At 33.6% G+C, this 25139-nt stretch carries 26 protein-coding genes and 1 other RNA gene; 8 read left to right on the top strand and 19 right to left on the bottom strand.

What is annotated here, in order from left to right:
• Positions 1–13: 13 nt before the first annotated feature.
• The 15 genes from TD18_RS09385 to TD18_RS09320 all read right to left on the bottom strand — a co-directional run bounded on the left by TD18_RS09385 (position 14) and on the right by TD18_RS09320 (position 11818).
• Positions 14–886 carry an alpha/beta hydrolase gene (locus tag TD18_RS09385; protein ID WP_040251623.1) on the bottom strand — a complete coding sequence of 291 codons (873 nt, stop codon included), beginning with the start codon at positions 884–886 and terminating at the stop codon, positions 14–16.
• A gap of 58 nt (positions 887–944) precedes the next feature.
• Positions 945–1802: a class I SAM-dependent methyltransferase gene (locus tag TD18_RS09380; protein ID WP_040251619.1), complete on the bottom strand. Its 858-nt coding sequence runs from the start codon at positions 1800–1802 to the stop codon at positions 945–947.
• Positions 1799–2266, bottom strand: a complete 468-nt coding sequence (locus tag TD18_RS09375) for a tRNA (cytidine(34)-2'-O)-methyltransferase (protein ID WP_040251616.1) — start codon at positions 2264–2266, stop codon at positions 1799–1801. The genes TD18_RS09380 and TD18_RS09375 overlap by 4 nt, the downstream gene beginning before the upstream one ends.
• Positions 2256–2480 carry a hypothetical protein gene (locus TD18_RS09370; RefSeq protein WP_040251613.1) on the bottom strand — a complete coding sequence of 75 codons (225 nt, stop codon included), beginning with the start codon at positions 2478–2480 and terminating at the stop codon, positions 2256–2258. The genes TD18_RS09375 and TD18_RS09370 overlap by 11 nt, the downstream gene beginning before the upstream one ends.
• Before the next feature lie 58 nt (positions 2481–2538).
• A complete protein-coding gene (locus TD18_RS17330) occupies positions 2539–2682 on the bottom strand; it encodes a hypothetical protein (RefSeq protein WP_162483191.1) in 144 nt (47 codons plus the stop codon).
• 101 nt (positions 2683–2783) lie between these two features.
• The gene (trpA, locus tag TD18_RS09365) at positions 2784–3548 is read right to left on the bottom strand and encodes a tryptophan synthase subunit alpha (protein ID WP_040251610.1); all 765 of its coding nucleotides are present in this window, start codon (positions 3546–3548) and stop codon (positions 2784–2786) included.
• Between the two features lie 136 nt (positions 3549–3684).
• The gene (gene trpB, locus TD18_RS09360; protein WP_040251607.1) at positions 3685–4872 is read right to left on the bottom strand and encodes a tryptophan synthase subunit beta; all 1188 of its coding nucleotides are present in this window, start codon (positions 4870–4872) and stop codon (positions 3685–3687) included.
• A gap of 96 nt (positions 4873–4968) precedes the next feature.
• On the bottom strand, positions 4969–5691 hold the full coding sequence (locus TD18_RS09355) for a phosphoribosylanthranilate isomerase (RefSeq protein ID WP_040251604.1): 723 nt from the start codon (positions 5689–5691) through the stop codon (positions 4969–4971).
• Positions 5688–6473 (bottom strand): indole-3-glycerol phosphate synthase TrpC, encoded by a 786-nt coding sequence (gene trpC / locus TD18_RS09350; RefSeq protein WP_040251600.1) that lies wholly within the window; start codon positions 6471–6473, stop codon positions 5688–5690. Before trpC ends, TD18_RS09355 begins: the two co-directional genes overlap by 4 nt.
• Before the next feature lie 121 nt (positions 6474–6594).
• Positions 6595–7587 (bottom strand): anthranilate phosphoribosyltransferase, encoded by a 993-nt coding sequence (gene trpD / locus TD18_RS09345; protein ID WP_040251597.1) that lies wholly within the window; start codon positions 7585–7587, stop codon positions 6595–6597.
• 80 nt (positions 7588–7667) lie between these two features.
• Complete coding sequence (locus TD18_RS09340; protein ID WP_040251593.1) at positions 7668–8234, bottom strand: anthranilate synthase component II; 567 nt, start codon at positions 8232–8234, stop codon at positions 7668–7670.
• A 194-nt stretch (positions 8235–8428) separates the two neighbouring features.
• Positions 8429–9829, bottom strand: coding sequence for an anthranilate synthase component I family protein (locus TD18_RS09335; protein ID WP_040251590.1), 1401 nt, complete (start codon positions 9827–9829; stop codon positions 8429–8431).
• A 263-nt stretch (positions 9830–10092) separates the two neighbouring features.
• Entirely contained in the window at positions 10093–10668 is a 576-nt protein-coding gene (locus TD18_RS09330; RefSeq protein ID WP_040251588.1) for a YceI family protein, read from the bottom strand.
• Positions 10669–10681: 13 nt separating this feature from the next.
• Entirely contained in the window at positions 10682–11314 is a 633-nt protein-coding gene (locus TD18_RS09325) for an NAD(P)H-dependent oxidoreductase (RefSeq protein WP_040251586.1), read from the bottom strand.
• Positions 11315–11362: 48 nt separating this feature from the next.
• The gene (locus TD18_RS09320) at positions 11363–11818 is read right to left on the bottom strand and encodes a MarR family winged helix-turn-helix transcriptional regulator (RefSeq protein ID WP_040251584.1); all 456 of its coding nucleotides are present in this window, start codon (positions 11816–11818) and stop codon (positions 11363–11365) included.
• 102 nt (positions 11819–11920) lie between these two features.
• Between TD18_RS09320 and TD18_RS17120 the strand changes: the two genes are divergently transcribed.
• From TD18_RS17120 to TD18_RS09295, 5 genes are all read left to right on the top strand, one after another.
• Positions 11921–12436: a TlpA family protein disulfide reductase gene (locus TD18_RS17120; RefSeq protein WP_040251583.1), complete on the top strand. Its 516-nt coding sequence runs from the start codon at positions 11921–11923 to the stop codon at positions 12434–12436.
• A 9-nt stretch (positions 12437–12445) separates the two neighbouring features.
• A complete protein-coding gene (locus TD18_RS17115) occupies positions 12446–13060 on the top strand; it encodes a thioredoxin family protein (protein ID WP_040251581.1) in 615 nt (204 codons plus the stop codon).
• Positions 13061–13180: 120 nt separating this feature from the next.
• Complete coding sequence (locus TD18_RS09305; protein ID WP_040251578.1) at positions 13181–13495, top strand: rhodanese-like domain-containing protein; 315 nt, start codon at positions 13181–13183, stop codon at positions 13493–13495.
• A gap of 11 nt (positions 13496–13506) precedes the next feature.
• The gene (locus TD18_RS09300) at positions 13507–13905 is read left to right on the top strand and encodes a rhodanese-like domain-containing protein (RefSeq protein WP_040251577.1); all 399 of its coding nucleotides are present in this window, start codon (positions 13507–13509) and stop codon (positions 13903–13905) included.
• A 146-nt stretch (positions 13906–14051) separates the two neighbouring features.
• Complete coding sequence (locus TD18_RS09295) at positions 14052–16454, top strand: protein-disulfide reductase DsbD family protein (protein WP_084205892.1); 2403 nt, start codon at positions 14052–14054, stop codon at positions 16452–16454.
• Here TD18_RS09295 and TD18_RS09290 read toward each other — a convergent pair whose 3' ends face one another.
• Together TD18_RS09290 and TD18_RS09285 are read right to left on the bottom strand one after the other, a co-directional pair.
• Positions 16455–17183 carry a nitroreductase family protein gene (locus TD18_RS09290; protein ID WP_040251575.1) on the bottom strand — a complete coding sequence of 243 codons (729 nt, stop codon included), beginning with the start codon at positions 17181–17183 and terminating at the stop codon, positions 16455–16457.
• Between the two features lie 24 nt (positions 17184–17207).
• Positions 17208–17450 (bottom strand): DUF7672 family protein, encoded by a 243-nt coding sequence (locus TD18_RS09285; protein ID WP_040251573.1) that lies wholly within the window; start codon positions 17448–17450, stop codon positions 17208–17210.
• A 110-nt stretch (positions 17451–17560) separates the two neighbouring features.
• On the opposite strand from TD18_RS09285, the gene TD18_RS09280 reads away from it, so the two are divergent.
• Entirely contained in the window at positions 17561–19873 is a 2313-nt protein-coding gene (locus TD18_RS09280) for a transglycosylase domain-containing protein (protein WP_040251569.1), read from the top strand.
• A 106-nt stretch (positions 19874–19979) separates the two neighbouring features.
• Positions 19980–22049, top strand: a complete 2070-nt coding sequence (locus TD18_RS09275) for a T9SS type A sorting domain-containing protein (protein WP_040251567.1) — start codon at positions 19980–19982, stop codon at positions 22047–22049.
• A 111-nt stretch (positions 22050–22160) separates the two neighbouring features.
• Here the strand turns inward: TD18_RS09275 and TD18_RS09270 are convergent, their stop codons facing one another.
• Complete coding sequence (locus tag TD18_RS09270) at positions 22161–23246, bottom strand: glycosyltransferase family 9 protein (RefSeq protein WP_152611350.1); 1086 nt, start codon at positions 23244–23246, stop codon at positions 22161–22163.
• Positions 23247–23619: 373 nt separating this feature from the next.
• On the opposite strand from TD18_RS09270, the gene TD18_RS16690 reads away from it, so the two are divergent.
• Positions 23620–24384 (top strand): hypothetical protein, encoded by a 765-nt coding sequence (locus TD18_RS16690; RefSeq protein ID WP_152611349.1) that lies wholly within the window; start codon positions 23620–23622, stop codon positions 24382–24384.
• Positions 24385–24432: 48 nt separating this feature from the next.
• On the opposite strand, the gene ssrA is transcribed toward TD18_RS16690, so the two are convergent.
• Positions 24433–24828: a transfer-messenger RNA gene (ssrA, locus tag TD18_RS17020) on the bottom strand.
• Positions 24829–25139 lie beyond the last annotated feature (311 nt).

Here is a 25139-nt window from a genome sequence, read left to right as displayed (position 1 = left end):
AAGTTATATTTTATTAATTGAGCATAGTTTGGCTTATAAATAGTAATCCTGATGGTAGCGATTCTCGCCAAAACTCCCAATCATGATTTCCATCTCTCATACGAAACTCATGCGGAATTGCTTTTTTTGTTAAGTCGATATGTAATTGCGAATTTCCAATGGTTAAAAAATCATCATCACCACAATCGAAGTAGATATGAACTGTTTTAAGTCGGTCTGGATCTTTAGAATTTACAAGACGAAGTACATCATACGCCTTAACAGCAGGAGTTAGCCTGTCATTCCCTTTTGAGCCAATGGCAGAGGGTGAAATTCTTCCAAAATAGCTATCAAAGCTTTCTTGATCTTCTGATAAAATTTCCTCTTCAGTTGAGATGCCTGAACTGAAACCTGCACAAGCTCCAAACAATGAATCATATTTTAGAGCCAATCTCAGACTTCCAGCGCCTCCCATGGATAACCCACTAATAGCTCTAAATTTCTTTTCACTTTTAATTCGGTATTTCTGCTCAACAAAAGGTATAAATTCTGTAATAATCATGTCTTCGTAAGGATATGTTTCGTCTTCTTTGTTCATGTAAAGCCGATCGTCACCATCAGGCATAATGATGACCATTGGAATTATTTCATCACGTTTAATAAGACTATCTGTGATTTGTTTTAAATCCCCTTGTTTAATCCAATCAGTCTCGTTTCCAAATAGGCCATTCAACAAATAAACAACTGGAAAATTTTGATTAGATTTCTCATAATTTTCGGGTAAATACACTGAATATTTAATTTGAGTATTAAGTAATTTACTAGTCATCGTTAAGCTTTCAATAACTTTACTTTGAGCAGTAGCAAATGAAGTAACCACTAATACTATTAATACTAAGTTTCTCATATTTTAATTGTTATTTCTTAAAGATATTGAATAAAGTAAGACTTTTGATATAAGAAAGTTAGATCTTTCTAAAAACAACTACATCTTGATAACTAGCCATTTTTGAATAGTTGCTTTTGTTTTTCCAGAAGCCATCAATAATAGTTACAGCTTCAAGATTTTCTTTAGCTAGCATAGCTTTTAAGGTTGCTTTATGTATAGCTATATTTCCAGATTTTACATCATCATTCATTAAGCGAAAACCATTTTTTTTAATTGGAAATTTGAATTTATTGTCTGTACTGATATAATTTTCGTTGTGATCATCATATAGAAAAAATGTTGAAAAGGCGAGGCCATCTTTGCGAAGAACTCTGTATGTTTCTTTAAAATAATTCTGTATTTCATCAATTTGCATATGCGTGAATACTGAAAAAGAAAATACTTTATCAAAAGCGTCTTCATTGTAAGGAAACACAAATTCTTCAGCTTTTAAATCTGATGTATTATATAAATCATTGAATAGTGGAATGTACTCAAATTGAAAGTTAGGATGGTCTTTACCAATTTTTGAATTACACCAATCCACACCAAGCTTAACGACATCAAAACCTGTATAACTACCTTGTGGTTTTAAATATTCGGTTAACGCAATTGCAGTTCTACCGATACCACTGCCAATATCTAAAATCGCATCATCTGGTTTTAAATTGATGTGTTGCTTTAATAGTTGGAGTTGACGTCTGCCTTGATCTATGTAAGCTTCAGCATTAGCTGGAGATCCTGTATAGATTGAACCTCTAGGTGGTACATATTTATGACGCTTACCTTGAATTTTATCTCGTAAATCAGCTGGAAAATAATACAACCGTCTTATTGTAAAGCGGTATTTAGGCGATAAACTATACCAAAATTTCCTTAAAGATTCTTTGTTCATAAAAACTGTTCATTATTAAGTTGTCGTAAGCCTTCGTAAACAACTATACCTACAGCATTTGCTAGATTCAGGCTTCTAACATGATTACTAAGCAAAGGAATTTTATAAAGTTGATTTTTATTTCTTTCAATTATGTCTTTAGATAATCCAACCGATTCTTTTCCGAAGATAAGAAACAAATTTTTTTCAAATGGAATCTCCCAGTGCGATTTGCGTCCATGACTTGAGAAAAATGCAAATGTTTTATCATGGTGAATGCTGAAAAACTCTTCAACCGAATCGTACATGGCAACATCTAAATACTGCCAATAATCCAATCCTGCACGTTTTAATCTACGATCACTTAATTCGAAACCAAAGGGTTTTACTAAATGAAGCTTAGATCCTGAAGCCAGAGCTAGTCGGCCAATATTACCAGTATTATTAGGAATTTCTGGTTCAAACAGAACGATATTAAGCGCCATTTTTACTGAAGAATTTTATAACAATTATACGAATAAGTAATAACCATGGGAAACCGTGAAATAGAGCATCAAACCAATCCATTAGTTGCATTCCGGTTGCGCCTCCAGCAATCCATTTTAATTTTCCCCAAACATGAGGCTCTGGAAAAAATGGTGCTAAGCCTAATGTTAAGCACAAGACGACAATAAGTTTAAAGTTGTTGAGTAAATTCATAAATAAAAACCTATTCAAAAGTAATGAATAGGCTTGAGAAAATGGTTTAATTTGGCAATTAGCTAATAGTTTTATTTTGCTGTTTCTTTATTGTCTTTTTTTCGATATCAAAATCGTTTGTTTCATTTTTAGAATATCCTTTTGGATTTGTAGGATTTGTTTGTTCCACTGTGGTGTTAAATTTCTTTCTATCTTTTATCATTCCCATAATTTATTATTGTTTTATTGATTCAATAGAATATAATAAAAACTGTATAGCTTATGTCACAAGAACCTGTTAATACTAAACCTTAGCTTGTTAAACTATCTTAAAATAGTATTTACAAAGTCTGAAATTTTGGAAACACCAAATTGTGATAAGTGTTTAATAAAAGCGCTACCTATAATGGCACCTTTTGCATGTTGTGTGGCTTGAGTAAACGTTTCATTGTTTGAAATCCCAAAGCCAACAATTTGAGGGTTTTTAAGATGCATATCTGAAATGCGTTTAAAATATGCTGTTTGCTCATCTCCAAATCCTGAATTACTACCAGTAACACTAGCAGAACTTACCATATATATAAAACCGTTGGAAATAGAATCAATAAAGTTAATACGATCAACTGAGGTTTGAGGCGTAATTAAAAACACATTGATTAATCCGTGTTTTTCAAAGGTCGCTTTGTATTGTTCGTTGTAAACATCAACTGGTAAATCCGGAATTATGAGTCCGTCGATACCTATCTCCTGACATGTTTTACAAAATGCTTCAACGCCATATTGTAGAATCGGATTAAAATAGCCCATAATGATCAATGGTATAGAAACCGATTTACGAATGTCTTTTAACTGATTAAAAAGAATTTCGGTAGTCATTCCATTTTTTAGAGCTTGCGTAGAACTTGCCTGAATGGTTGGCCCATCGGCTAAAGGATCACTAAAAGGCAATCCGATTTCTATCATATCGACGCCACTTTTTTCGAGATTTTGAATGATAGAAACCGTATCATTTAAATTAGGATATCCTGCTGAAAAATATATGGACAGCAGTTTTTTGTCTTCTTTTAGTTTTTGTTGTATTCTGTTCATACTTATCCTTGTCGTCAACCTGAACTTGTTTCAGGGTCACATTATTTGTGTTTTGCGTTAAGGATTGAAAGGTTTGTTTGAGCTCATCTTCGATAGCGAGCCTTGAAAGCCTGACCCTTGTGGTAACGCCATAATTCTACAATTTAAAATAATCGATATAGTTTTGTAAATCTTTATCACCACGACCAGATAAATTGATGACTACGATATCATTTTCTTTAAATTTTTTCTGATTGAAAATGGCCAGTGAATGCGATGTTTCGATGGCAGGTATAATCCCTTCCAATTGACTAAGTTCTAAACCAGCAGTCATCGCTTCATCATCTGTAATCGAGATAAATTCTGCACGACCAGAAGTGTACAAATGGGCATGCATTGGACCAACACCAGGATAATCTAAACCAGCAGAAATAGAATACGGCTCAGTAATTTGTCCGTCATTAGTTTGCATCAGTAAGGTTTTGCTTCCGTGAATGATACCTTCTTTTCCTAACACGGAAGTAGCAGCACTTTCACCAGAATGAATGCCTTTACCGGCAGCTTCAACAGCAATGAGTTTTACATCTGTATCGTCGAGATAATGATAAAATGCACCTGCAGCATTGCTTCCGCCACCAACACAAGCAATCACATAATCTGGTTTTGTTGTACCTTCTTTATCTTTAAGTTGCCATTGAATTTCTTCTGAAACGATCGCTTGAAAACGAGCAACCATATCAGGATAAGGATGAGGGCCAACCACGCTACCTATGATGTAATGGGTGTCTACCGGATTATTGATCCAATCACGAATGGCTTCATTAGTAGCATCTTTAAGCGTTCGACTTCCTGATAAAGCTGGACGAACTTCTGCACCTAACATTTTCATACGAGCTACATTAGGTGCTTGACGAGCGATATCAATTTCTCCCATATATACAATACACTTTAATCCCATTAATGCACAAACAGTCGCTGTCGCCACACCATGTTGACCAGCTCCAGTTTCGGCAATGATTCTGGTTTTACCTAATCGTTGTGCCATTAAAATTTGTCCGATGGTGTTATTGACTTTATGTGCTCCAGTATGATTTAAATCCTCACGTTTGAGATAGATTTTTGTGTTGTATTTTTCACTCAATCGTTTTGCAAAATAGAGTGGAGAAGGACGACCAACATAGTCTTTTAATAAGTGGTCAAATTCTTCTTTAAATGAAGGTTCAGCCATTATCTTTAAATAGTTTTGTCGTAATTCTTCTACGTTTGGATAAAGCATTTCTGGAATGTATGCACCTCCAAATTCGCCATAGTAGCCTTTCTTGTTGATGTTGTAAGTCTTTTTCATATGTTGTCATTCTGAGCGCAGTCGAAGCATCTCATTATTTTTGCATTTCAAGTTTCAATTCTACGAATAGATTTAGGACATGAGTTTTGGCTAATTTTAAATTTCATTCTTATCCATTTTTGCTAACTGCTTTTTAAATTCTTCTAATGTTTCAATATTTTTTAATCCAGCTTCAATTTCAAATTTACTGTTCACATCAATGGTATGGCAGTATTTTGAAGCAACTACATTTTTAAATCCTTTTAAATTTTCAATTTCATCCAAACCAATGCCTCCACTTAAGAAGAAAGGTTTGGTAGATGTATAATCATTAAAAACGTCCCAGTTAAATGTCAATCCATTTCCACCTGGAAGTTTGCCATTGGTGTCAAATAAAAAGTAGTCACAAACGCCTTCGTAAGGTTCTAATTTTGAAAAATCAAAATCATCTTTGATGCTAAATACTTTAATGATCTCTATGGTATTAGGTTTGATAGGTTTTTTTTCTGTGTTATTCTGAACTTGATTCAGAATCTCATGATGAGATTCCGAAATAAATTCGGAATGACGAACTCGAAGTTTATTACAATACTCAGGAGCTTCATTACCATGGAGTTGAACCAGTTGCAAGTTGTGAGTTATGATTTTTTCTAAAATGTACTCAATTGAAGCATTTACGAACACACCAACTTTTTTTATAGATTTTGGCACATCTGGAATGATTCCTTCAAAATAACGACTTGATTTTTCATAGAATATAAAGCCTAAATAATCAGGTTGTAGCTTTGCGACTTCAATGATATTGTCTTTATATTTCATTCCGCAGACTTTCAGTTTCATGATAGTAAGTCTTTTATAAATTGAGAAGCACTTTCTCCTGGATTAACAGTTTTCATGAAATTTTCACCAATTAAAAACCCTTTATAACCATAAGGTTGTAATATGTTGATGGCTTCACTATTGCTAATGCCACTTTCTGAAACTTTTACAAAATCGTTTGGAATCAATTCGCTTAATTGCTTGCTCGTATCTAAACTGACTTCAAATGTTTTCAGATTTCTATTATTGACACCTAGCATATCTATACTTGGCATTATCGATTTATGCAATTCTTTTTCATTATGAACTTCAAGTAATACATCTAAATGTAATTGCTTGGCAAACTCTGAAAATTGTTTAATCTCATCCCTAGTTAGAATGGCTGCTATTAACAAAATTGCATCAGCTCCAAAAGCTTTGGCTTCCAGGATTTGATAGTCATCTATTATAAACTCTTTTCGTAGCAAAGGTAACTTGCAACTTGAACGCGCTGTTAATAAATCGTCTAAGCTTCCACCGAAATATTTTCCATCAGTAAGAATAGACATACCACAAACTCCTGCATTCTCATAACCTTTAGCAACATCAAATACATTCAAATTATGATTGATAACTTGCTTTGATGGTGAGCGACGTTTGTGTTCAGCGATAATTCCTGTATTGCTTTCACGTAATCTTTTTGCTAGCGAAACCGTTTGACGTTCAAACAAAACCGATTGCTCCAATTGTTCCACAGGAATGAGTTGTTTCCGAAGATTAACTTCAACGCGTTTGTCATTTACTATTTTATCTAATATGTTCATTTGTCGTCAACCTGAACTTGTTTCAGGTTCTCATTTTTTGTGTGATGCTGTAATCAAAGATTCACGAATACCTTAATTTAAAATAGATAATTATGAATAAACGAGTTCAGCATGACGTTCCTTATTTACTTAATTCAATTAATTTCTCTAAGCTTACTTTGGCTTTTCCACTTTCAAGACTTTCTTTAGCTAATTGAAATCCGTCTTGATGCGAAATCGTATTTACTGTTGCAATCGCTAATCCTGCATTGGCACAAACCACATTGTTTTGTGCTTCAGTTCCTTTACCATCTATAATAGTTTTGAAAATTTTTGCTGCTTCATCAATTGTTGAACCACCAAATATTTGTGATTGCTCAATTTGACGAACGTTGAGGTCTGACGGATTTAGCATGGTTTCCGTAGTATTGGAAATGATTTTTGTATTTCCTGTGAGCGAAATTTCATCATAACCATCTAAGGCGTGTACAATACTGTAATTTTTATCTGTGTTTTGATAGAGGTAACCATAAATGCGCTGTAATTCTAGATTAAACACACCAACCATTTGATTTTTAGGGAATGATGGATTCACCATTGGACCCAACATGTTGAAAAAAGTTTTGACCCCTAATTCTTTTCTGATAGGCGCAACGTTTTTCATGGCAGGATGAAATAAAGGTGCGTGCATGACACAAATGCCAGCTTTATCAATGGTTTGTTTTAATTTATCTACATCATTCGTAAATTTTACGCCCAAAGCTTCCATAACATTGGATGAACCTGATGAAGAGGAAACGCCATAATTACCATGTTTTGCGACTTTAATTCCTGCTCCTGCAGTTACGAAAGATGCTAATGTTGAAATATTAAAGGTGTCTTTTCCGTCGCCTCCTGTTCCACATAAATCAATAGCATTAAAATCTGATAAATCTACAGGAATGCAAAGTTCTAACAACGCATCTCGAAAGCCTTGCAGTTCTTCTAAAGTGATACTTCTCATCATGAAAATGGTTAAGAACGAAGCAATTTGGCTTTGATTGAATTTGCCATCTGAAATATCAACCAGGACACGTTTTGCTTCTTCACTTGAGATGCTTTCTTGGTTTATTAATCTGTTGAGTATTTGTTTCATATTCTATTTCTGTGAAGGCAGAAATCTTTTTAATTTAACTTCATTTTTAATAGATCCGCATCAAGTGCGGAATTATAGTGTTAGCTATTCACCCAATTTTCTAAAATTTGTTTTCCGTTTGGTGTCAATACCGATTCAGGATGGTATTGCACACCTTTCACATCGTAAAACCGATGTCTTAACGACATGACTTGTCCGTTATTATCGAAAGACGTAGCTTCTAATACTTCTGGTAAATTTGCGTCAACAACCCATGAATGGTAGCGACCAACGCTAATGGTTTTATCCATGTTTTTGAATAAAGGTTCATCATCTACCGTAATTTCAACAGGTGTTGCTACGCCATGAAATACCTCTTCAAGATTAACGAGTGAACCTCCAAAAACTTCTCCAATAGCTTGTTGGCCAAGACAAACACCTAAAATACTTTTGGTTGGTGCATACCGTTTGATGATGGCTTTTAAAAGTCCGGCTTCATCAGGAATTCCTGGTCCAGGAGAGAGTACAATTTTTTGAAAAGCATCGACTTCCTCAAGGCTTAGTTTGTCGTTTCGTTTTACAGTTACTTCGCAGTTTAAATCCTCTAAATAATGGACTAAATTGTAAGTGAAGCTGTCGTAGTTGTCTATTACTAATACTTTCATAATTTATGCCTGCGAAAGCAGGTGTTTTAATTTATGTTGGATTCCGCATCAAGTGCGGAATGACATTTGTTTTTTCTATATTCTTTACTCAAAGTCTTCTGTTTTGTTCTGCTTTGCGTTAAGGATTGAAAGGTTTGTTTGAGCTCATCTTTGATAGCGAGCCTTGAAAGCCTGACCCTTGTGGTAACGCCATAAATTTAAATATCTTCAGCCATTTCAATCGCTTTTGTTAAAGCACCTAATTTATTATACACTTCTTGTAATTCATGTTCTGGATTGGATTTTGACACTAATCCTGCACCAGCCTGCCAGTGCAATTTGTGATTTTTACTCATAAATGTTCGTATCATAATGGCATGATTGTAATTGCCATCGAAATCCATAAATCCTATTGCGCCTCCATAGAAAGCTCTATTGGTCTTCTCATATTTTTCTATGAGTTGCATGGCTTTGTGTTTTGGAGCTCCGCTTAAGGTTCCAGCAGGAAATGTGTCGGCAACGACATGCATCGTAGGAGTGTCGTTATGAACTTTTCCTGTGACTTTACTAACAAGGTGAATCACGTGAGAAAAAAATTGTGCCTCTCTGTAGGTTTCTACTTTAACCTGACTGCCATGTCTGCTTAAGTCGTTTCTAGCTAAGTCAACTAACATGACATGTTCTGCATTTTCTTTATCATCTTGCGCTAATTTTTTGGCCAGCATTTGATCTTCTTCGTCATTTCCAGTTCTTTTAAACGTACCAGCGATTGGGTGAATTTCGGCTAGTCCTTTATTCACTACAAGTTGCGCTTCAGGAGAACTTCCGAAGATTTTAAAATCACCATAATCAAAATAGAAAAGGTAAGGTGACGGATTAATACTTCGTAAAGCGCGATACACATTAAATTCATCTCCTTTAAAACCTTGTGAGAATTTTTTTGATAACACCAATTGGAAGACATCACCTCGAGCACAGTGTTTTTTTGCTAAATCAACTTGATCTTTATAATCAGCATCTGTAAGATTAGAACTAATATTAGAGTTTGTTTTAAAAGTATAAGAAGCAAAGTTTTTAGAATTAATTAATTGAAGAATCTCTTCGATATTATTTTCAGTTTCAAAGCAGTGAGCAAAAATATAGGCCTCATTTTTAAAATGATTGATGGCAATTATATTTTGATACACTGCGTAATAAATGTCAGGAATTTCTAAAGAATTTGGCTTTTTGCTAATCTCAATATCTTCAAAATATTTTACGGCATCATAAGCTGTATAACCAAATATACCATTGTTTATGAATTTGAAATCTTCATCAGAATTCACTTTAAAACGCTTTGTGAATTTATGAATCTCGTCGGTTACAGAAACTTTTTCAGTGTAATTCTTTTTGGTGCTTCCATCAGGATAGTGTTGTTCGATGGTATCATCGTTGACCTTGATAGAAGCTATTGGATTAAAACAGATGTAAGAAAAACTATTGTCATTAGCATGATAGTCACTACTTTCTAACAATATACTATTTGGATATTTATCTCTAATTTTAAGATAGATACTGACAGGCGTAATGGTGTCTGCTAAAATTTTCTTGTAATGTGTATAAAGGCTGAATGTTTTCATTTTTTTAAATTAAAAAAGGCTTGTCGTGAATGACAAGCCTTTTTGATATTTTGTTTTAAATATACGATAGGATTAGTTCACGAAGATTGCTTTTCGAGAATTCCACCACCAAGTATGATTTAAATTTATGTTCATAATAATTATAAAGTTCAAAGATAGAAATGAATTATTACAATTCAAATTTATTCCTATAAAATAAAAAAAAGATTCCCAAATGAATGGGAATCTTTAGTTCTAAATGTGCTATTAATCAAGTTATAGGGTTAAAACTTTAGGTTTACATTTAGATCAAATTCGTCGTAAATGGCTTTGTCTTTTAAATCGTCAAAGAAACTTGCAGAACCATATCTAATATCATATTTAGTTCTGTCAATTTTAAAACTAGCTGAAGCCATATTGTCCTTTACAATCATTTGAAAAGTTGCTGGCTTCGTGATTCCTTTAATCGTTAAATCGCCATACACTCGGTATGTTCCATTTTTGCCATCAACTTTATTAATAGAAAAAGTGGCTTGTTTGTGGTTGTTTACTCCGAAAAAGTCATCAGACTTTAGGTGTCCTTCTAATTTTTCTTTTCCTTCACCAGCTTTTAAGTCGGTTACAGTAATTGAACTCATATCCATGGTAAAATTCCCACCTGTCAGGTTATTGTTGTCATCGAACATTAATATTCCTTTTGATAACGTGATAGTGCCTTCGTGAGAGCCTGTTACTTTGTAGCCTTTCCAGCTTATGTTACTGTCTTTTACGTTCACGCTTTTTTCTGCTACTGTTGTGAAAGAAGCAATAGTCATGGCTAAAATCATGACAAATCCGGTTTTTAAAATGTTGTTTTTCATTGTTTGTTTTTGTTTATATAGTTGTAAATAATTTATTTTCAGGTGTTCTAACTTTTTTGTAATGTTGTGTTTTGTCGTCATCAGATCGGTAGCCTAAAGTAATAACTACAGCTGCGTTAAGTTTTTTTGAATTCAGATCTAATAGCGTGTTGTAGTCTTCATTGCTAAAGCCTTCCATCGGACAAGCGTCAATTTTTAATTCTGCTGCTGCTGCTAATAAATTACCAAGCACAATGTAGGCTTGATTTGAAGTCCAACTAGCTTTTTGCTCTTGAGTTAATGGTTTAAGCGATGATTTCATCATTTGTGCATAATCTTTCAAATCTTCTTTACTCATTCCTCGTGTTTCAGCTACATTATCAATGTAGTTATCTACTAATTCGTCGCCAAAATCGGTCATATTAGCAATAACAACCATATGTGAAGCATCTTCAATTTGTGGTTGATTCCAAGAGGCAGCTCTAAGTTTGCTACGCAAATCTTTATTGTCTATAATTAGAATTTCATAAGGTTGCAGACCATAAGACGATGCAGTCAATTGCATTGCATTTTTCAAAGTTTCTAAATCTTCAGAACTTATAGTTTTTGAACGGTCAAATAGTTTGGTGGCATAACGCCATTTTAATTTTTCTATCAATGTATTCATAGTTTATTTAAAGGTTATTATTATAAATGGATTGGTGGATGTGAAAAATTAGCTTCTAAGTTTGTTTATTAGATTATTAATGGTTTCTAATTCATTATGAGATAGAACATTAATTAAATCTTCCTCTGTTTTGTTAATTATTGGATCTAATTGGCTAAGTAGTTTTAAGCCTTCTTCAGTAATAAAAATTTCAACTTTTCTTCTGTTTTTTTCACATGTAAAACGTTCTACATATGTTTTCAATATTAATTTGTCGACGAGTCGTGTTGTATTGCTCATTTTACTAATCATTCGTTCTTGAATGTCTTGCAAATTGAGCGCATTAGGATGTTGACCTCTTAAAATTCTTAGAACGTTGAATTGTTCTACAGAAATGTCGAAAGGTTTTAGAGTATTAGATAGCACATCTTTAAATAACATACTTGTATAAAATATGTTCAACAATGTTTTTCTGGCTAACGGAATCTCAGATTTTGTTTGTAATAGTTGTTCTAATTCTTTCATGTACAACAATTGTATATACAAATGTAATGCGAAATTTGAATTGTTTATTTAATATTTTGTTAAAGTTTTACATTGCGATAGTAGGATTAATAACTTTATAACATGAAGTATGTCGCAATTTTTGTTTTATTGTCGCTGTTCTCATGTAAAGACGAGAAGAACGATGCCGTGAAAGAAATAAATCAGGCTCAATCCACTGCATTTACACTGGATATTTATGACTTTAATGGGCTTGAGAAATTTTTAAGTACCACTGATGATAAAACCTATGTGATTAATTTTTGGGCCACTTGGTGCGCGCCATGTGTAAAAGAATTACCATATTTTGAAAAGCTGAATAAGGCATATGCAAATGAAGTTGAAGTCATTTTAGTCAGTTTAGATTTTCCGAGTAAATACGAAAGCAAACTTAAGCCTTATATTGAAAAGAATAATTTACAATCTAAAGTAGTTGCTTTAAACGATGTAGATTCTAACACCTGGATTCCTAAAGTAGATGAAAGTTGGACAGGGGCAATTCCAGCAACCATTATTTTTAATAAAAATGAACGTAAATTTTACGAAAAGTCATTTAATTATGACGAATTAGAAACCGAAGTCAAACAATTTCTTAAATAATAAAAACACATGAAAATCACATTAAAAACATTTTTTGCATTATTCACTATTGCTATTTTGTCGTCTTTTACCTTTTTTGGTGGAGGCCATGGCTATCATATTGGTGATGTCGCTACAGATTTTGAACTTGAAAACATTGATGGTAAGACTGTTTCCTTATCCGATTTTAAAGCTGCTAAAGGGTTTATTGTTATATTCACATGTAATACGTGTCCGTATGCCGTAGCCTATGAAGATCGCATTGAGGCTTTAAATAAAAAGTATGCAGATCAAGGTTACCCAGTAGTGGCTATTATGCCAAATAATACTGATGTTAAACCTGGAGATAATATGGAAGCTATGAAAGCTCGAGCTAAAGCTAAAGGATTTACTTTCCCTTACTTAATGGATGAAGGTCAGAAAATTTATCCGCAGTATGGTGCCACTAAAACACCTCATGTTTATATTCTTCAGAAAACAAATAAAGGTAATATTGTGAAATACATTGGAGCTATTGATGATAATTACCAAGATGCGAGTGCTGTAAATACAACATACGTTGAAGATGCCGTAGATGCCTTACTTTCAGGTAAAGAAATTAAAGAAACCCAAACCAGAGCTATAGGCTGTTCAATTAAAGTATAAGTTATAAAATATATCATTTTAACAATCCGAAGTGTAACACTTCGGATTTTTTTTCGTCTTTATCACAAGGAAACGTTAAATTTGCATGATTTTTGATACTTACTATTTTATATAATTATTATGGCAGATTTAACACAGCAAGAGTGGAAGGCGAAACTAGAAGCAGATAATAATGCTTTAGTTTTAGACGTTAGAACACCAGAAGAAGTTGCTCAAGGAATTATTCCTAATGCAATTCATATAGATATTTTTAAAGGACAAGGTTTTATTGATGAGGTTCAGCAACTCGATAAAACAAAGAGCTATTTTATCTATTGTAAAGCAGGAGCAAGAAGCGGACAAGCATGTGCAGTGATGAATCAACTCGGTTTTAATAAAACATACAACCTATTAGGAGGCTTCAATGAATGGCAAGGTGAAGTGTCCTCTTTATAAATCAATCAAAAATGAAAAAAATCACAATCTTTTTAAGTCTTTTATTTGCCTTATCACTTACCAATTGTGCAAATGAAACCCAATCTGAAATTAAAGTTATTTCTCCAGAAGAAATGCAAACACTTTTAGAATTAGATGATGTGCAAATTGTAGATGTTAGAACTCCAGAAGAATACAAAAATGGTTTTATTGATAATTCTCAAAATATCGACTTTAACTCACCAACGTTTGATGAAGATATCACGAAATTAGATAAAACAAAGCCTGTTATTCTATATTGTAAGTCTGGTGGTCGCAGTGCAAAGTGTTCTGAAAAACTTAAAAAAGCTGGATTTGTAAAAATTTATGACCTAGAAGGAGGTATTACAAAATGGAAATTTGAAGGATTTGAAATTGAAACTTTCAATTAATAAGTCAATATTGAATAAATAAACCGAGCATAATGTTCGGTTTTTTTATGTTGAGAAGATTGATATTTGTTAATCATCACTTAATACGCTCTATTAATCCCTAGGTTTTTTTTAAATTAGCTCCTTTCAACACCTAATTATTACTAATGAAAAACCTAATATTAATACTTTGTAGTTTTATCGTATGTTCTAATATCGTTAAAGCTCAGGTGTTTGAGCCTGTAATATGGAAGGCTTCAGTAGAAAAAATTTCAGATACCGAATACGATTTAATAGCATCAGCTACCATTGATAAAGGATGGCATTTATATTCTCAAAACGTTCCTGAAGATGGACCTATTCCAACAACTTTTTCATATACTTTAAATTCAAATTTTGAAACTTTAGGTGTCACGTCGGAAGAAGAAGGTCATACAGTTGATGATCCGGTTTTTCAAATGAAAATTAAGTTTTTTGAAAATAAAGCTGAATTTAGGCAACGCATAAAAGTATTAAACAAAGAATTATCTATAGTTGATGGTGAAGTTGAATTTATGGTTTGTGATGACAGCAAATGTTTGCCACCGCAGTTTGTAGATTTAAATTTCAATTTGGCATCAGCTATTAAAGTAGATGCTGATTCTGAAAACGATAGCCCATTTCAAATGGGAGCTATAGATGAGGTATCTCAAATTCTAGAACCCGTAAAGTGGACAACTGCTGTTGAAAAGATTTCAGATACTGAATATATTCTGGTTTCAAAATCAACTATAGATAAAGGCTGGAAATTGTACTCGCAAAAGGTTCCTGAAGACGGACCAATTCCTACAGAATTCATATATAACGTACCTGATGGTGTTGAATTAGTTGGAAAAACATCTGAAGAGGAAGGAAAGGAAGTCGAAGACAAAGTCTTTAATATGAAGATTAAGTTCTTTAAAACTTCTGCTGAATTCAGACAACATATAAAATTAAGTAAAAGCGATATGTCTTCTATAACTGGTGAAGTTGGTTTCATGGCTTGCGATGATGAAAAATGTTTAACGCCAAGTTATGTCGATTTAAACTTCGATTTAACTAAAAGTGCAGAAGCAAAGCAAGGAGCAACATCACCTCCTCAAGAAGATGAAGGAGAATCCAGAGGGTTGTGGTCGATATTTATAGTGGCATTCTTTTCAGGATTTATAGCCTTATTGACACCTTGTGTATTTCCAATGATTCCTATGACTGTAAGTTTTTTTATTAAACAAAGTCAGTCTAAAGCTAAAGGAATTCGCAATGCTATTATTTATGGCTTATCGATTATTATTATTTATGTCCTGTTAGGAACGATAATTACAGCGATTTTTGGTGCTGACGCGTTGAATGCTCTGGCAACCAATGTGTGGTTCAATATTATTTTCTTCATACTATTGGTAGTTTTTGCAATTTCTTTCTTAGGTGCTTTTGAAATTGTACTACCTAATTCTTGGGCAAATAAAGCTGACCGTCAAGCAGATAGAGGTGGTTTAATAGGTATCTTTTTTATGGCTTTGGCTCTTGCCATAGTATCATTTTCATGTACAGGACCAATTGTAGGAACGATTTTAGTTGAAGCTGCCTCTAAAGGAGGTGTCGCTCCTGTGATTGGAATGTTAGGGTTTTCAACAGCTATAGCATTACCATTCGCATTGTTTGCAGCCTTTCCTGGATGGTTAAATTCATTACCTAAATCAGGTGGCTGGTTAAATACAGTTAAAGTAGTATTAGGATTTTTAGAATTGGCTCTTGCTTTTAAATTTTTATCGCAAGCCGATTTGGTGTTGCAATTACACTTCTTAGAACGTGAAGTATTTATTGCGATTTGGATTGCCATCTTTGGAGCGTTGTCATTATATCTATTTGGAAAAATTCAATTGCCACATGATTCACCATTAAAACATATTTCTGTTGGACGCTTGTTATTAGGTTTATTGACTTTGTCATTTACAGTCTATATGATTCCCGGACTTTGGGGAGCACCTTTAAATTTAATTAGTGCATTTCCTCCACCATTAGATTATAGTGAATCACCATATGGCGTTGGAAACTCAAAAGGAGGAGGTTTTGCCAGTAGTCATGCCGATTTACCTGATGGAGCTCATTTATTGGCACCACATGATATTCTTGCTTTTAATGACTATGATAAAGGTTTGGCTTATGCTAAGCAAGTAGGAAAACCTGTCATGATTGATTTTACAGGTTGGGCTTGTGTGAACTGTCGTAAGATGGAACAAAATGTTTGGGTAAAAGATAGAGTTTTAAATACCTTGAAAAATGACATCGTACTTATTTCATTATATGTTGATGATAAACGAAAGTTGTCTGAAGATGACATCGCAGATTCTAAATTGAAACCTGGAAAAAAACTCAGATATATCGGTCAAAAATGGAGTGAATTGCAAACCATAAAGTATAAGACCAATACACAGCCTTTCTATGTGTTAATGGATCATAACGAAGAAAATTTGATTGATCCGGTAGGTTACACTCCAAATGCTGATGAGTATTATGATTGGTTATCTGAAGGGATTGGGAATTTTGAAAAGTAATTATCTTTCAAAATAAACTTCTTCGAAAGGCACACGAAAACGTGGTCCGTAAATACCATTCTCATCCCGAATCCCACAACCTATAATCATGTTTATTTCAGCTCCTCTAGGTAGGTTTAAAATTTGTTTTACTCTTAATGTATCACTACCTTCCATTGGGCAAGTGTCATAGCCAATTGCAGCCATGCTAATCATAAAATTTTGAGCAGCAAGTCCAGCACTTTTATGAGCAACAATACGCATATCACTTTGTCTGGTTTGTCTGTAAATAGGTCTGAATAATCCAACAATTTGAAATGTCCAGTATTTTATAAATCCCAGAATTCCTAAAAAGTCTGAATAGATTGTCGGTATTAGTTTGTTGTAATAATCGGTTGCTTGCTTTTTTCGTTTGACCAGTCGAGGTTCTAAATCGGGTTTGTCAAATGCTTTGTTGAGAAAATTGATATTTGCCTGAGCGCGATTTCGCCATAAATCTTTTCTGGTCACAACAACAACCAATTGCTGAGCAGTTTTTGCAGCATTCTGATTAAAACAAGCCTTTGCTAATTTTTTTAAAATATCTTTTGAAGTGATATGATAAAACTCCCATAACTGTAAGTTACTACTGGTTGGTGCTAATGATGCATTATGTAAACATTGCTTTACTTTTTCGGTATCAATAGATTCATCTTTATAAACTCGTGTTGATCTCCTATAAGCGATTGCTTCTGATACTGTTTTTTCCATGAATGTAAAGTACGTAATTATATGCTAGGAGAAAAACCAGTTATAGCACTTCAAGCCAATTAGGTAACCACATCCTAAGACTAATGGGTAACCCAAAAACAACCATAAATAATCTAAAACTTGAAGTTTGCTAAAAGCTTTTGAGCCATCATTATTAAGTAAATTAATAAAATCATACCAGGATTTAAGTCCGATACTCGCAATAATACCATTGGCAATTATAGCAATGAGGAGTATGAAAATTCCTATGATGTAGAGTTTTACCATGAAGTTTATTTACTTATATTCCAAGATAATAAAAAAATCAGGAAAATATATACACATTAAAACATCGAATCTTTTTTTTCGTTCGTATATATAACAACTAACCTTTTTTTATGCGCATTAAACTTCAAAAACCATGGTTAAAATGGTTGCTAAAATTGTCTTTCAGCGGTATTGCATTGATTGTTCTGTTTTGGCTTTCAGTCTATATCGGACTTTGGGGCAAGTTGGCGTCTAAAGATGATATTTTAAATATTAAGCAGGCCGAAGCCAGTATCTTGCTGGATGCGAATCAAGAACTTTTAGGCAAATACTTCATTTTTGACAGACAGATTGTTGCGTATGATGACCTTCCGAAGCATTTAGTAAATGCTTTAATTGCGACTGAAGATGTTAGATTTTATGAGCATAATGGTATTGATTATACAAGTCTCTTTCGAGTGTTTTTCAAATCTATATTAATGCAAGATAACTCTTCAGGAGGAGGAAGTACTATCAGTCAGCAACTAGCGAAAAACATCTATGGAAGATGTAACTATGGCTGGTTTTCAATGCCAGTAAATAAGACTAAAGAAATGATTCTTGCCAGTCGATTTGAAGATTTGTATTCCAAAGAAGATATCATAGTCATGTATTTGAATACAGTGGCTTTCAGTGAAAATGTCTTCGGAATTGAAAGTGCTTCACAACGTTTTTTTAGTACGTCTGCTAAAGATTTAGATGTATCGCAATCTGCTACTTTAGTTGGAACGTTAAAAGCACCTCATAGCTATAACCCAAGATTATTTCCTGAACGAAGTCAGTTAAGACGCGATGTTGTATTGCAGCAAATGGAAAAATACGAATACATTTCAAAAGAGTTAAGAACTGAAACAAGTGAACAACCTTTAGTTGTAGCCTATAGGAAATTCAATCATGCTGAAGGTACAGCAGCTTACTTTAGAGAAAAAGTGCGACTGGATGTAAAAGTGATTTTAGATAGTTTGGCTCAAGCTAACGATGAGAGTTATAATTTATACAAAGACGGATTGAAAATTCATACCACTTTAGATATTGATATGCAACGCTATGCAGAAAGTGCGATGCAAAAGCATTTAGCATCTTTGCAGTCTCAGTTAGAGAAATCTTACGGTAATAAAGCGCCATGGATTTCTAATACCTCACTAATTGAAAAGCGAATTAAAGAGTTGCCACTATACAAGCAGTTGAAAAAACAAAAACGTAGCGATAAAGAGATTATGGACTCATTAAGCGTAAAAACTAAAATGAGTTTGTTTTCATGGGAAGGTGATATCGTTGCAGATGCTTCAATTATTGATAGTTTAACACATACTATGAAATTTTTAAATACAGGATTTGTAGCGGTCAATCCTAAAAATGGAGCAGTGAAAGCTTATGTTGGTGGTATAAATTTTGAACGCTTTAAATTTGATCATGTTTCAGATTCAAAGCGACAAGTGGGTTCTACATTTAAACCAATTGTTTATACAGCTGCCCTGGAAAATGGTATAGATGCTTGTACCTATTATCCTGTTAAAGAAGTTACTTATACAAACCAAAAAGATTGGACGCCAACCAATGGAAGTAAGGAAGAAGTTGATCGGCATCTTAATTTTTCATTTGAAAAAGCATTAAGTGAATCTGTAAATACGATTGCAGTCAAAGTGCTTGAGGATGTTGGAATAGATGCTGTTATCGATCAAGCGAAACGTATGGGAATTCAATCAGATTTACCAAACGTACCATCATTGGCTTTAGGAACTGCGCAATTTTCAATGTTAGAATTGGTGGGAGCTTATACCAGTTTTGCTAATGAAGGTCATGTGTCTAAACCGTTTTACATCACTAAAATTGAAGATAAATCCGGAAACATTATTTTCGAACAATCCAATCGATATATTGGCACTGAAGCCTTTTCTGAAAAGACTAGACAAACAATGATTGAGATGATGAAATCGACAATTAATTCAGGTACAGCAAAACGCATGCGAAGTACGTATGGACTAACTAACGATATCGCTGGAAAAACGGGAACAACACAAAATAATAAAGACGGTTGGTTTGTAGGTGTTAGTCCAGATTTAGTCATGGCATCTTGGGTTGGCAATGATGACCATCGTATCGGATTTAGTAATACGTCTATAGGACAAGGCGCACATTCGGCTTTGCCTACAGTGGCTTTATTTTTAAAGCAACTCAATTCAGATTCTAAATTTGATACGTTGACTAAGGCTAAGTTTGAAACACCATCAGATGAGGTTTTAGCAGCTTTAGATTGCGAACCAGAAAAGCGTGACGGATTCCTAAAACGACTCTTTACCAAAGATAAAAAGGAGCGTGAGTTTGAAGCTGATTCTAAAGATAAAAAGAAAAAGAAGAAAGGGATTTTTTCGTTTTTAAAAAAGAAAGAAAAGAAAAATGAATAGTGACTTTTGAATGTGCTAATAGATTTGTTATAAGAAATTTAGCACAAATTTTGTTAAGAAAAATATTACAAGTATCTTAGAATGTTTCTAACCATAAATTTATTCTATGAAAACTAAACTACTCTTTTTTGTTACCCTAATTATATCTGCTGTAAGTCACGGACAAATTTTTGATGAATCTTTTGATGACCCTTTTTCTTCATTGCCACCTTTTTGGGATTTTTCAATTGATGCTTTCTATAGTGTACAAAATGAAGAATTAGTGGTTGATGCCTACAATGGTGTTGCTGAAGTTATAAGTCCAGCATTTGATTCTACTCCTTTTGACTCAATAGAAGTTGAATTTGTAGTTAATAGTCCTAGTGCATTACAAGTTGAAATATATTATCTAGATGTAGCTTCTAACACCAATGTTTTGGCCTATTCAACCTTTACTAATGCTAGTGGACCAGAAACTATTATGTATGAAATTGATCCTCCAGGATCTTTTTTAAATATTGACGTGATAACACTTAGGTTTTCCGATTTTATTCCTTTTCAAATGGTGTTAGATGATATAGTTATCACAGGAATAGGTGGTTCTGCAGGTCCTGTTACTTATACCTTCACTAGTGGATCTTGGACACCAAGTAATCCAAGTGGACTAGCAACTGCAAGTGATGATATCGTAATAGCAGATGGAAATGCGATTTTTAATACGCTTACAACGGCAAATACTGTAACCATTGAAGCTGGTGCTTCATTAACGATTGATGCTGGGTTAACAGCTTCACAGATTACTTTAAACTCAATATCAACAAGTTTTGCAAGCCTAGTGCCAAATGTCTCAGCTAGTATAACTGGTAATGTAATTTACCAACGATTTGTGAACTCAAATATACTTGGTAACGATTTAATTTCTCCACCACTATCAGGACAAACTTGGGCAAGTTTTATAGATCCTGTTAATGCCACAGCTTTATTGAGTAATGCAGGTGCTCCAACAGTTTATGCTTTTGCTCCCTTTGATAAAACTACTGGAGACTTCGAGAATTATGATTTGAATTCAAGTGCCATTTTAACTAGCGGTACGGGTTATAGAGTTGCAACAAATACAGGTGAAATATTAGCATTTTCTGGTACAGTTGCTCAAACACCAGTAAGTGTAAATATTGTTGATAGTGGTTCACAATATACAGAGTGGAATTTAATAGGCAACCCTTATCCTTCATATTTAGACATTCAAAGTTTTTTAAACCATCCTGTGGATACAGGTGTTTTGAATCTTGATTTATTTGTAGATCAATCTGCTGCGATATACGCATATAATGGAAATGGTTATAATATTATTAATTTATCTAATGTTTCAACTACACCTTTAATGGCTCCTGGACAAGGATTTTTTGTAGCCGCGAAGGCTAGTAATGTTGGAGCTTATGATTTGGAATTTACACCTAGTATGCAAACAAATGGCGCTAGTGATGATTTTATTGCTGGAAGAAACGCTGAATTGATTTATTTGAAACTTGGTTTAAGTTCTAGTTTTAATAATTACAACACAGAGTTTTATTTTAATGAGAATTCAAGTGAAGGTTTAGATAAAGGCTATGATGCTGCACTTTGGGGAGCTACTGCACCAGAATTTAGTATTTATTCCCACTTAGTGCAGGATAATACAGGAAAGCCAATTGGATTACAAACCTTAAATCCATCAGATTTATCAAATGTGTCTATTCCTTTAGGTGTAAATGCCAGTCAAGGCGAACAAATTACATTTGCTATTATTGATTCGAGTTTACCAGCTTCAGTAAATGTGTATTTAGATGACGACGTTGCTAACACGTCAACATTATTAAACACTGGAGATTATGTAATTACACCTGCAACAGCTTTATCAGGAACGGGACGTTTCTTTCTGAGAACAACAGAAGATGCTTTGTCAACCATAAGCAATAACTCAGAGGTATTAAATATTTTCGCTTTAAACAGCTCTAAGGAATTAGTGGTTAGTGGACAAATATCAGATGCAACAATATTAAATCTTTACGATATTCAAGGCAGAAAAGTTTTATCAATAATACTTGATGCTACAATTCTTAACAATCGAGTGGATGTCTCCGGTTTAAGCGGTGGAATATATGTAGTTAACATTTCAAACGGTTCAAAACAACTATCACAAAAGGTAATTATTAAATAAACAAATATTGTAGGTGCATCTATTTTTTGGATGCACTTTTTTGTTTAATTAAATTCAGTTACAAAAAGATATTTTTTCATTTCTGAAGAAGAAAGATAAATCTTGATTTGTCTAGTTTAAAATAGTTTCTACTTCTTTAATACAATCTTCAATACTTCTTTTACTGGTGTCAATAGCCACATTGCTATTACCATAAGGTTTATATTTTTCAATTTTTCCCTGAGAAAATAATCCGATAACAGGTGTTTTAGTGGCAGCTGCTAAATGCATGACACCACAATCTGCACCAATAAATAAAGCCGTATTTTCTATAACTGAAGCCATTTCACGCAGGTCTTTACTGTAGTATGAAGTAGCCTGAAAATCGATTTGAGAGATGTTTTCAATAGGGAGCACTTCAATAATATTATAATCGCTAAAGGATGTTTTTAGTTGACTATAAAATGCCTTCCACCATTCTTTTGAATGACACTTAAAACCCGTAGCAAAGGTGTAAATGCAAATGGTTTTAGCGTTGTTTTTAACTAAATTATTTAAGATATCCCTACCTGCTGCAATTTCATTTGAATCTAATTTCATGTCCAATAATGGGATTGGTCGCTCATTTTTTGGATAACCTAATTTTGAAAGATAAACTCGTAATGCATACACCGGATTTTTAGCGATGTGAAAACTGTCAGGTACTTTTAGCTCATAATCATCGTCTATATCGTCAAAAACTTTGAGCTTAGCATTAGCAAAGCCTGTTAGCAGTTTACCCGATGAGGAATCCTTTACTGCATTTATGACTAAATCGTAGGTTTTAAATTTTACACTTAGCCAGACTTTGGCATACGTTATTAATTCTTTAAAGGGTTTTCTGGGTAATACAATGTAATCCGTAATATTGGTGAAATTTTCATATAAGATAGGAGCCAGATTTCCTTTAACTAAAATATCTATTTGAGAATTTGGGAATGTATCAATAAGCTCTTGAATTAATGGAGTAGTTAGTAATAAATTTCCCAATCTATGATTAGGTCTAATGATTAAGATTTTTTTTATTTCAACCTGAGATTTTCTGGCCAAAGCCTTTTTCATATTTGATTTACCAATGTTTTTAGTAAGCCCATACATGACTTTCCTTCTAAAATCATTCACTCGTATTGAAAAAGAGACTTTCTTTTCAGAGTCCTTATTGTCTTTTGAAAACGTCATAAACTAAATTTTAATCGTAACATCAATTTAAAGGTTAATAAACAGTTCTGCTCATCAGATTTGCAATATCGTATTTTTTTTTCTTGAATTTGACGAAAACCTAGAATTTCGGGAAACGTATGTCGTGAAATGTGTTATTATCAATTAGGTTACGTTATTTAATTACTTCGATAAATATAATCAAGGCTCTGAACACTTTTTAGGTGCATTCGTCCTAAGCTGGTTGTATTTAGAGTTTAAGTCATCTACTTTTAAACCAGCCTCAAATCTGATCTCAATCTTAAATGCAAGTAAAATGCTTCATTTATTATATGCTATTAATTAAAAATGAGCTCTTAAAAAAGAGTATTACTAACCAACAAAAACAATTATTATGTTGAAAAAAACTTTTGCATCTGTAATGATGCTAGCAATGGTGTTTACATTTTATACATCTGTAAATGCTCAAGAATCTGAAGATTACGCAATGTGGGAAAACATGATGTTCACTCCAGATTATACCAAACTTAAAATTTTAGGTGAAAACATGCGTAAACACAATGAAACCTATCATAAGGAAGGACCTTATAAGGCGACTGTTTACAATATTGTTTCAGGACCAAATGCTGGTAAAATGATCTGGCAAATGGGATCGATGATGTTTAAACATAATGATGGTCGTCCTGGAAAAGGTGGTCATGATGCAGACTGGAGAGACAATGTTATGCCTTATGTAAAAGAAATACATACGATAGAGTATTGGAGTCAGGATGATAAAAAATCGAACACAAGTATGTTAGGTCCAGATAATATCTATCCTATCATGTTTATTAGATATTTTGAAGTTTCCGATACCCATGATTACACCATGAATAATGTTTACCAACAAGCAAGTGAAACGTTCAAGTCAATGTCTGGCGTAAATCCTTGGGGATTATATTACAATCAATTTCTACAAGGTGATTTAGGACGCCATGTCGCAACTGTACGCTTCTTTAAAGATTGGAAATCTTTTGAGGACAGTCCAAGTTTTAAAGATGCACACGGAAAATTATTTGGCGAAGATCAATGGGAAACATTTTTAGATACCATAGATGATACATTTGATAATCAATGGGATGAAATCTGGGAATACAATAAATTCTTGAGTGGCGATTAGTCTAACATAGCTCTCAATAAAAAAACCACTCTGTGAAGAGTGGTTTTTTTGTGGAGTCGGAGAGAATCGAACTCTCGTCCAAACAAGCTATTAAAGAGCTTTCTACACGTTTAGTCTTTCCTTGTTTTTTCGATTGTAAGCTGGCAAAAGACAGCCTACTTACAACTTAGCTTCTCAATCTCGAAAAGGTATCAAAGCACTACCTAATCTAAGTTAATATTTACGATGCCTCTAATAAGAACGCCATTAACCAAGGCTTTCTGGAGACATTTAGCCTTCCTACCTAGTAGGAACTAGCACAATCTTACTATAATTCAGATTACGCAGCTAAAGCGTAGTTATTCTCGCCGTTTAAAAAGTTGACCTAGCCTTTTACGTGTTTCAATGTCATTACACGACGTGCTTACCGTTTAATGAGTCTCGCTGTCAAAACCAGTCGACCCCATTTTAGTAATTTTGTTTTTTGCCAACCAAAATTTCAAGGTAGGTTGGGCGTTACCTTTTACTCATACCTACAAGGTTATAAAAAAAACCTTGCAGGATCGCAAAACGTCAGGCTTTCCGCTGTATCTTTTTGTTATATTACCTTGAATACCATCCTCAGGTTTTATAAAACAAAAAGGATGTCGCTTCAATCCTTAACGCACTCTGCCAAGAAACATGATATAAAGTCTCAAGGCGTGCGAAATTACTAAAAATAGTAACTCAAAAGCCATACCAAGTCTATTTTATAATGTTTTTAAGAAAATTTGTCA

Origin of the sequence: Psychroserpens mesophilus (assembly GCF_000826645.1) — a bacterium.
Taxonomy (GTDB): domain Bacteria; phylum Bacteroidota; class Bacteroidia; order Flavobacteriales; family Flavobacteriaceae; genus Psychroserpens; species Psychroserpens mesophilus.
The sequence above is the reverse complement of the archived record's forward strand: the minus strand, read 5'-3'. Positions and strand labels throughout refer to the sequence as shown.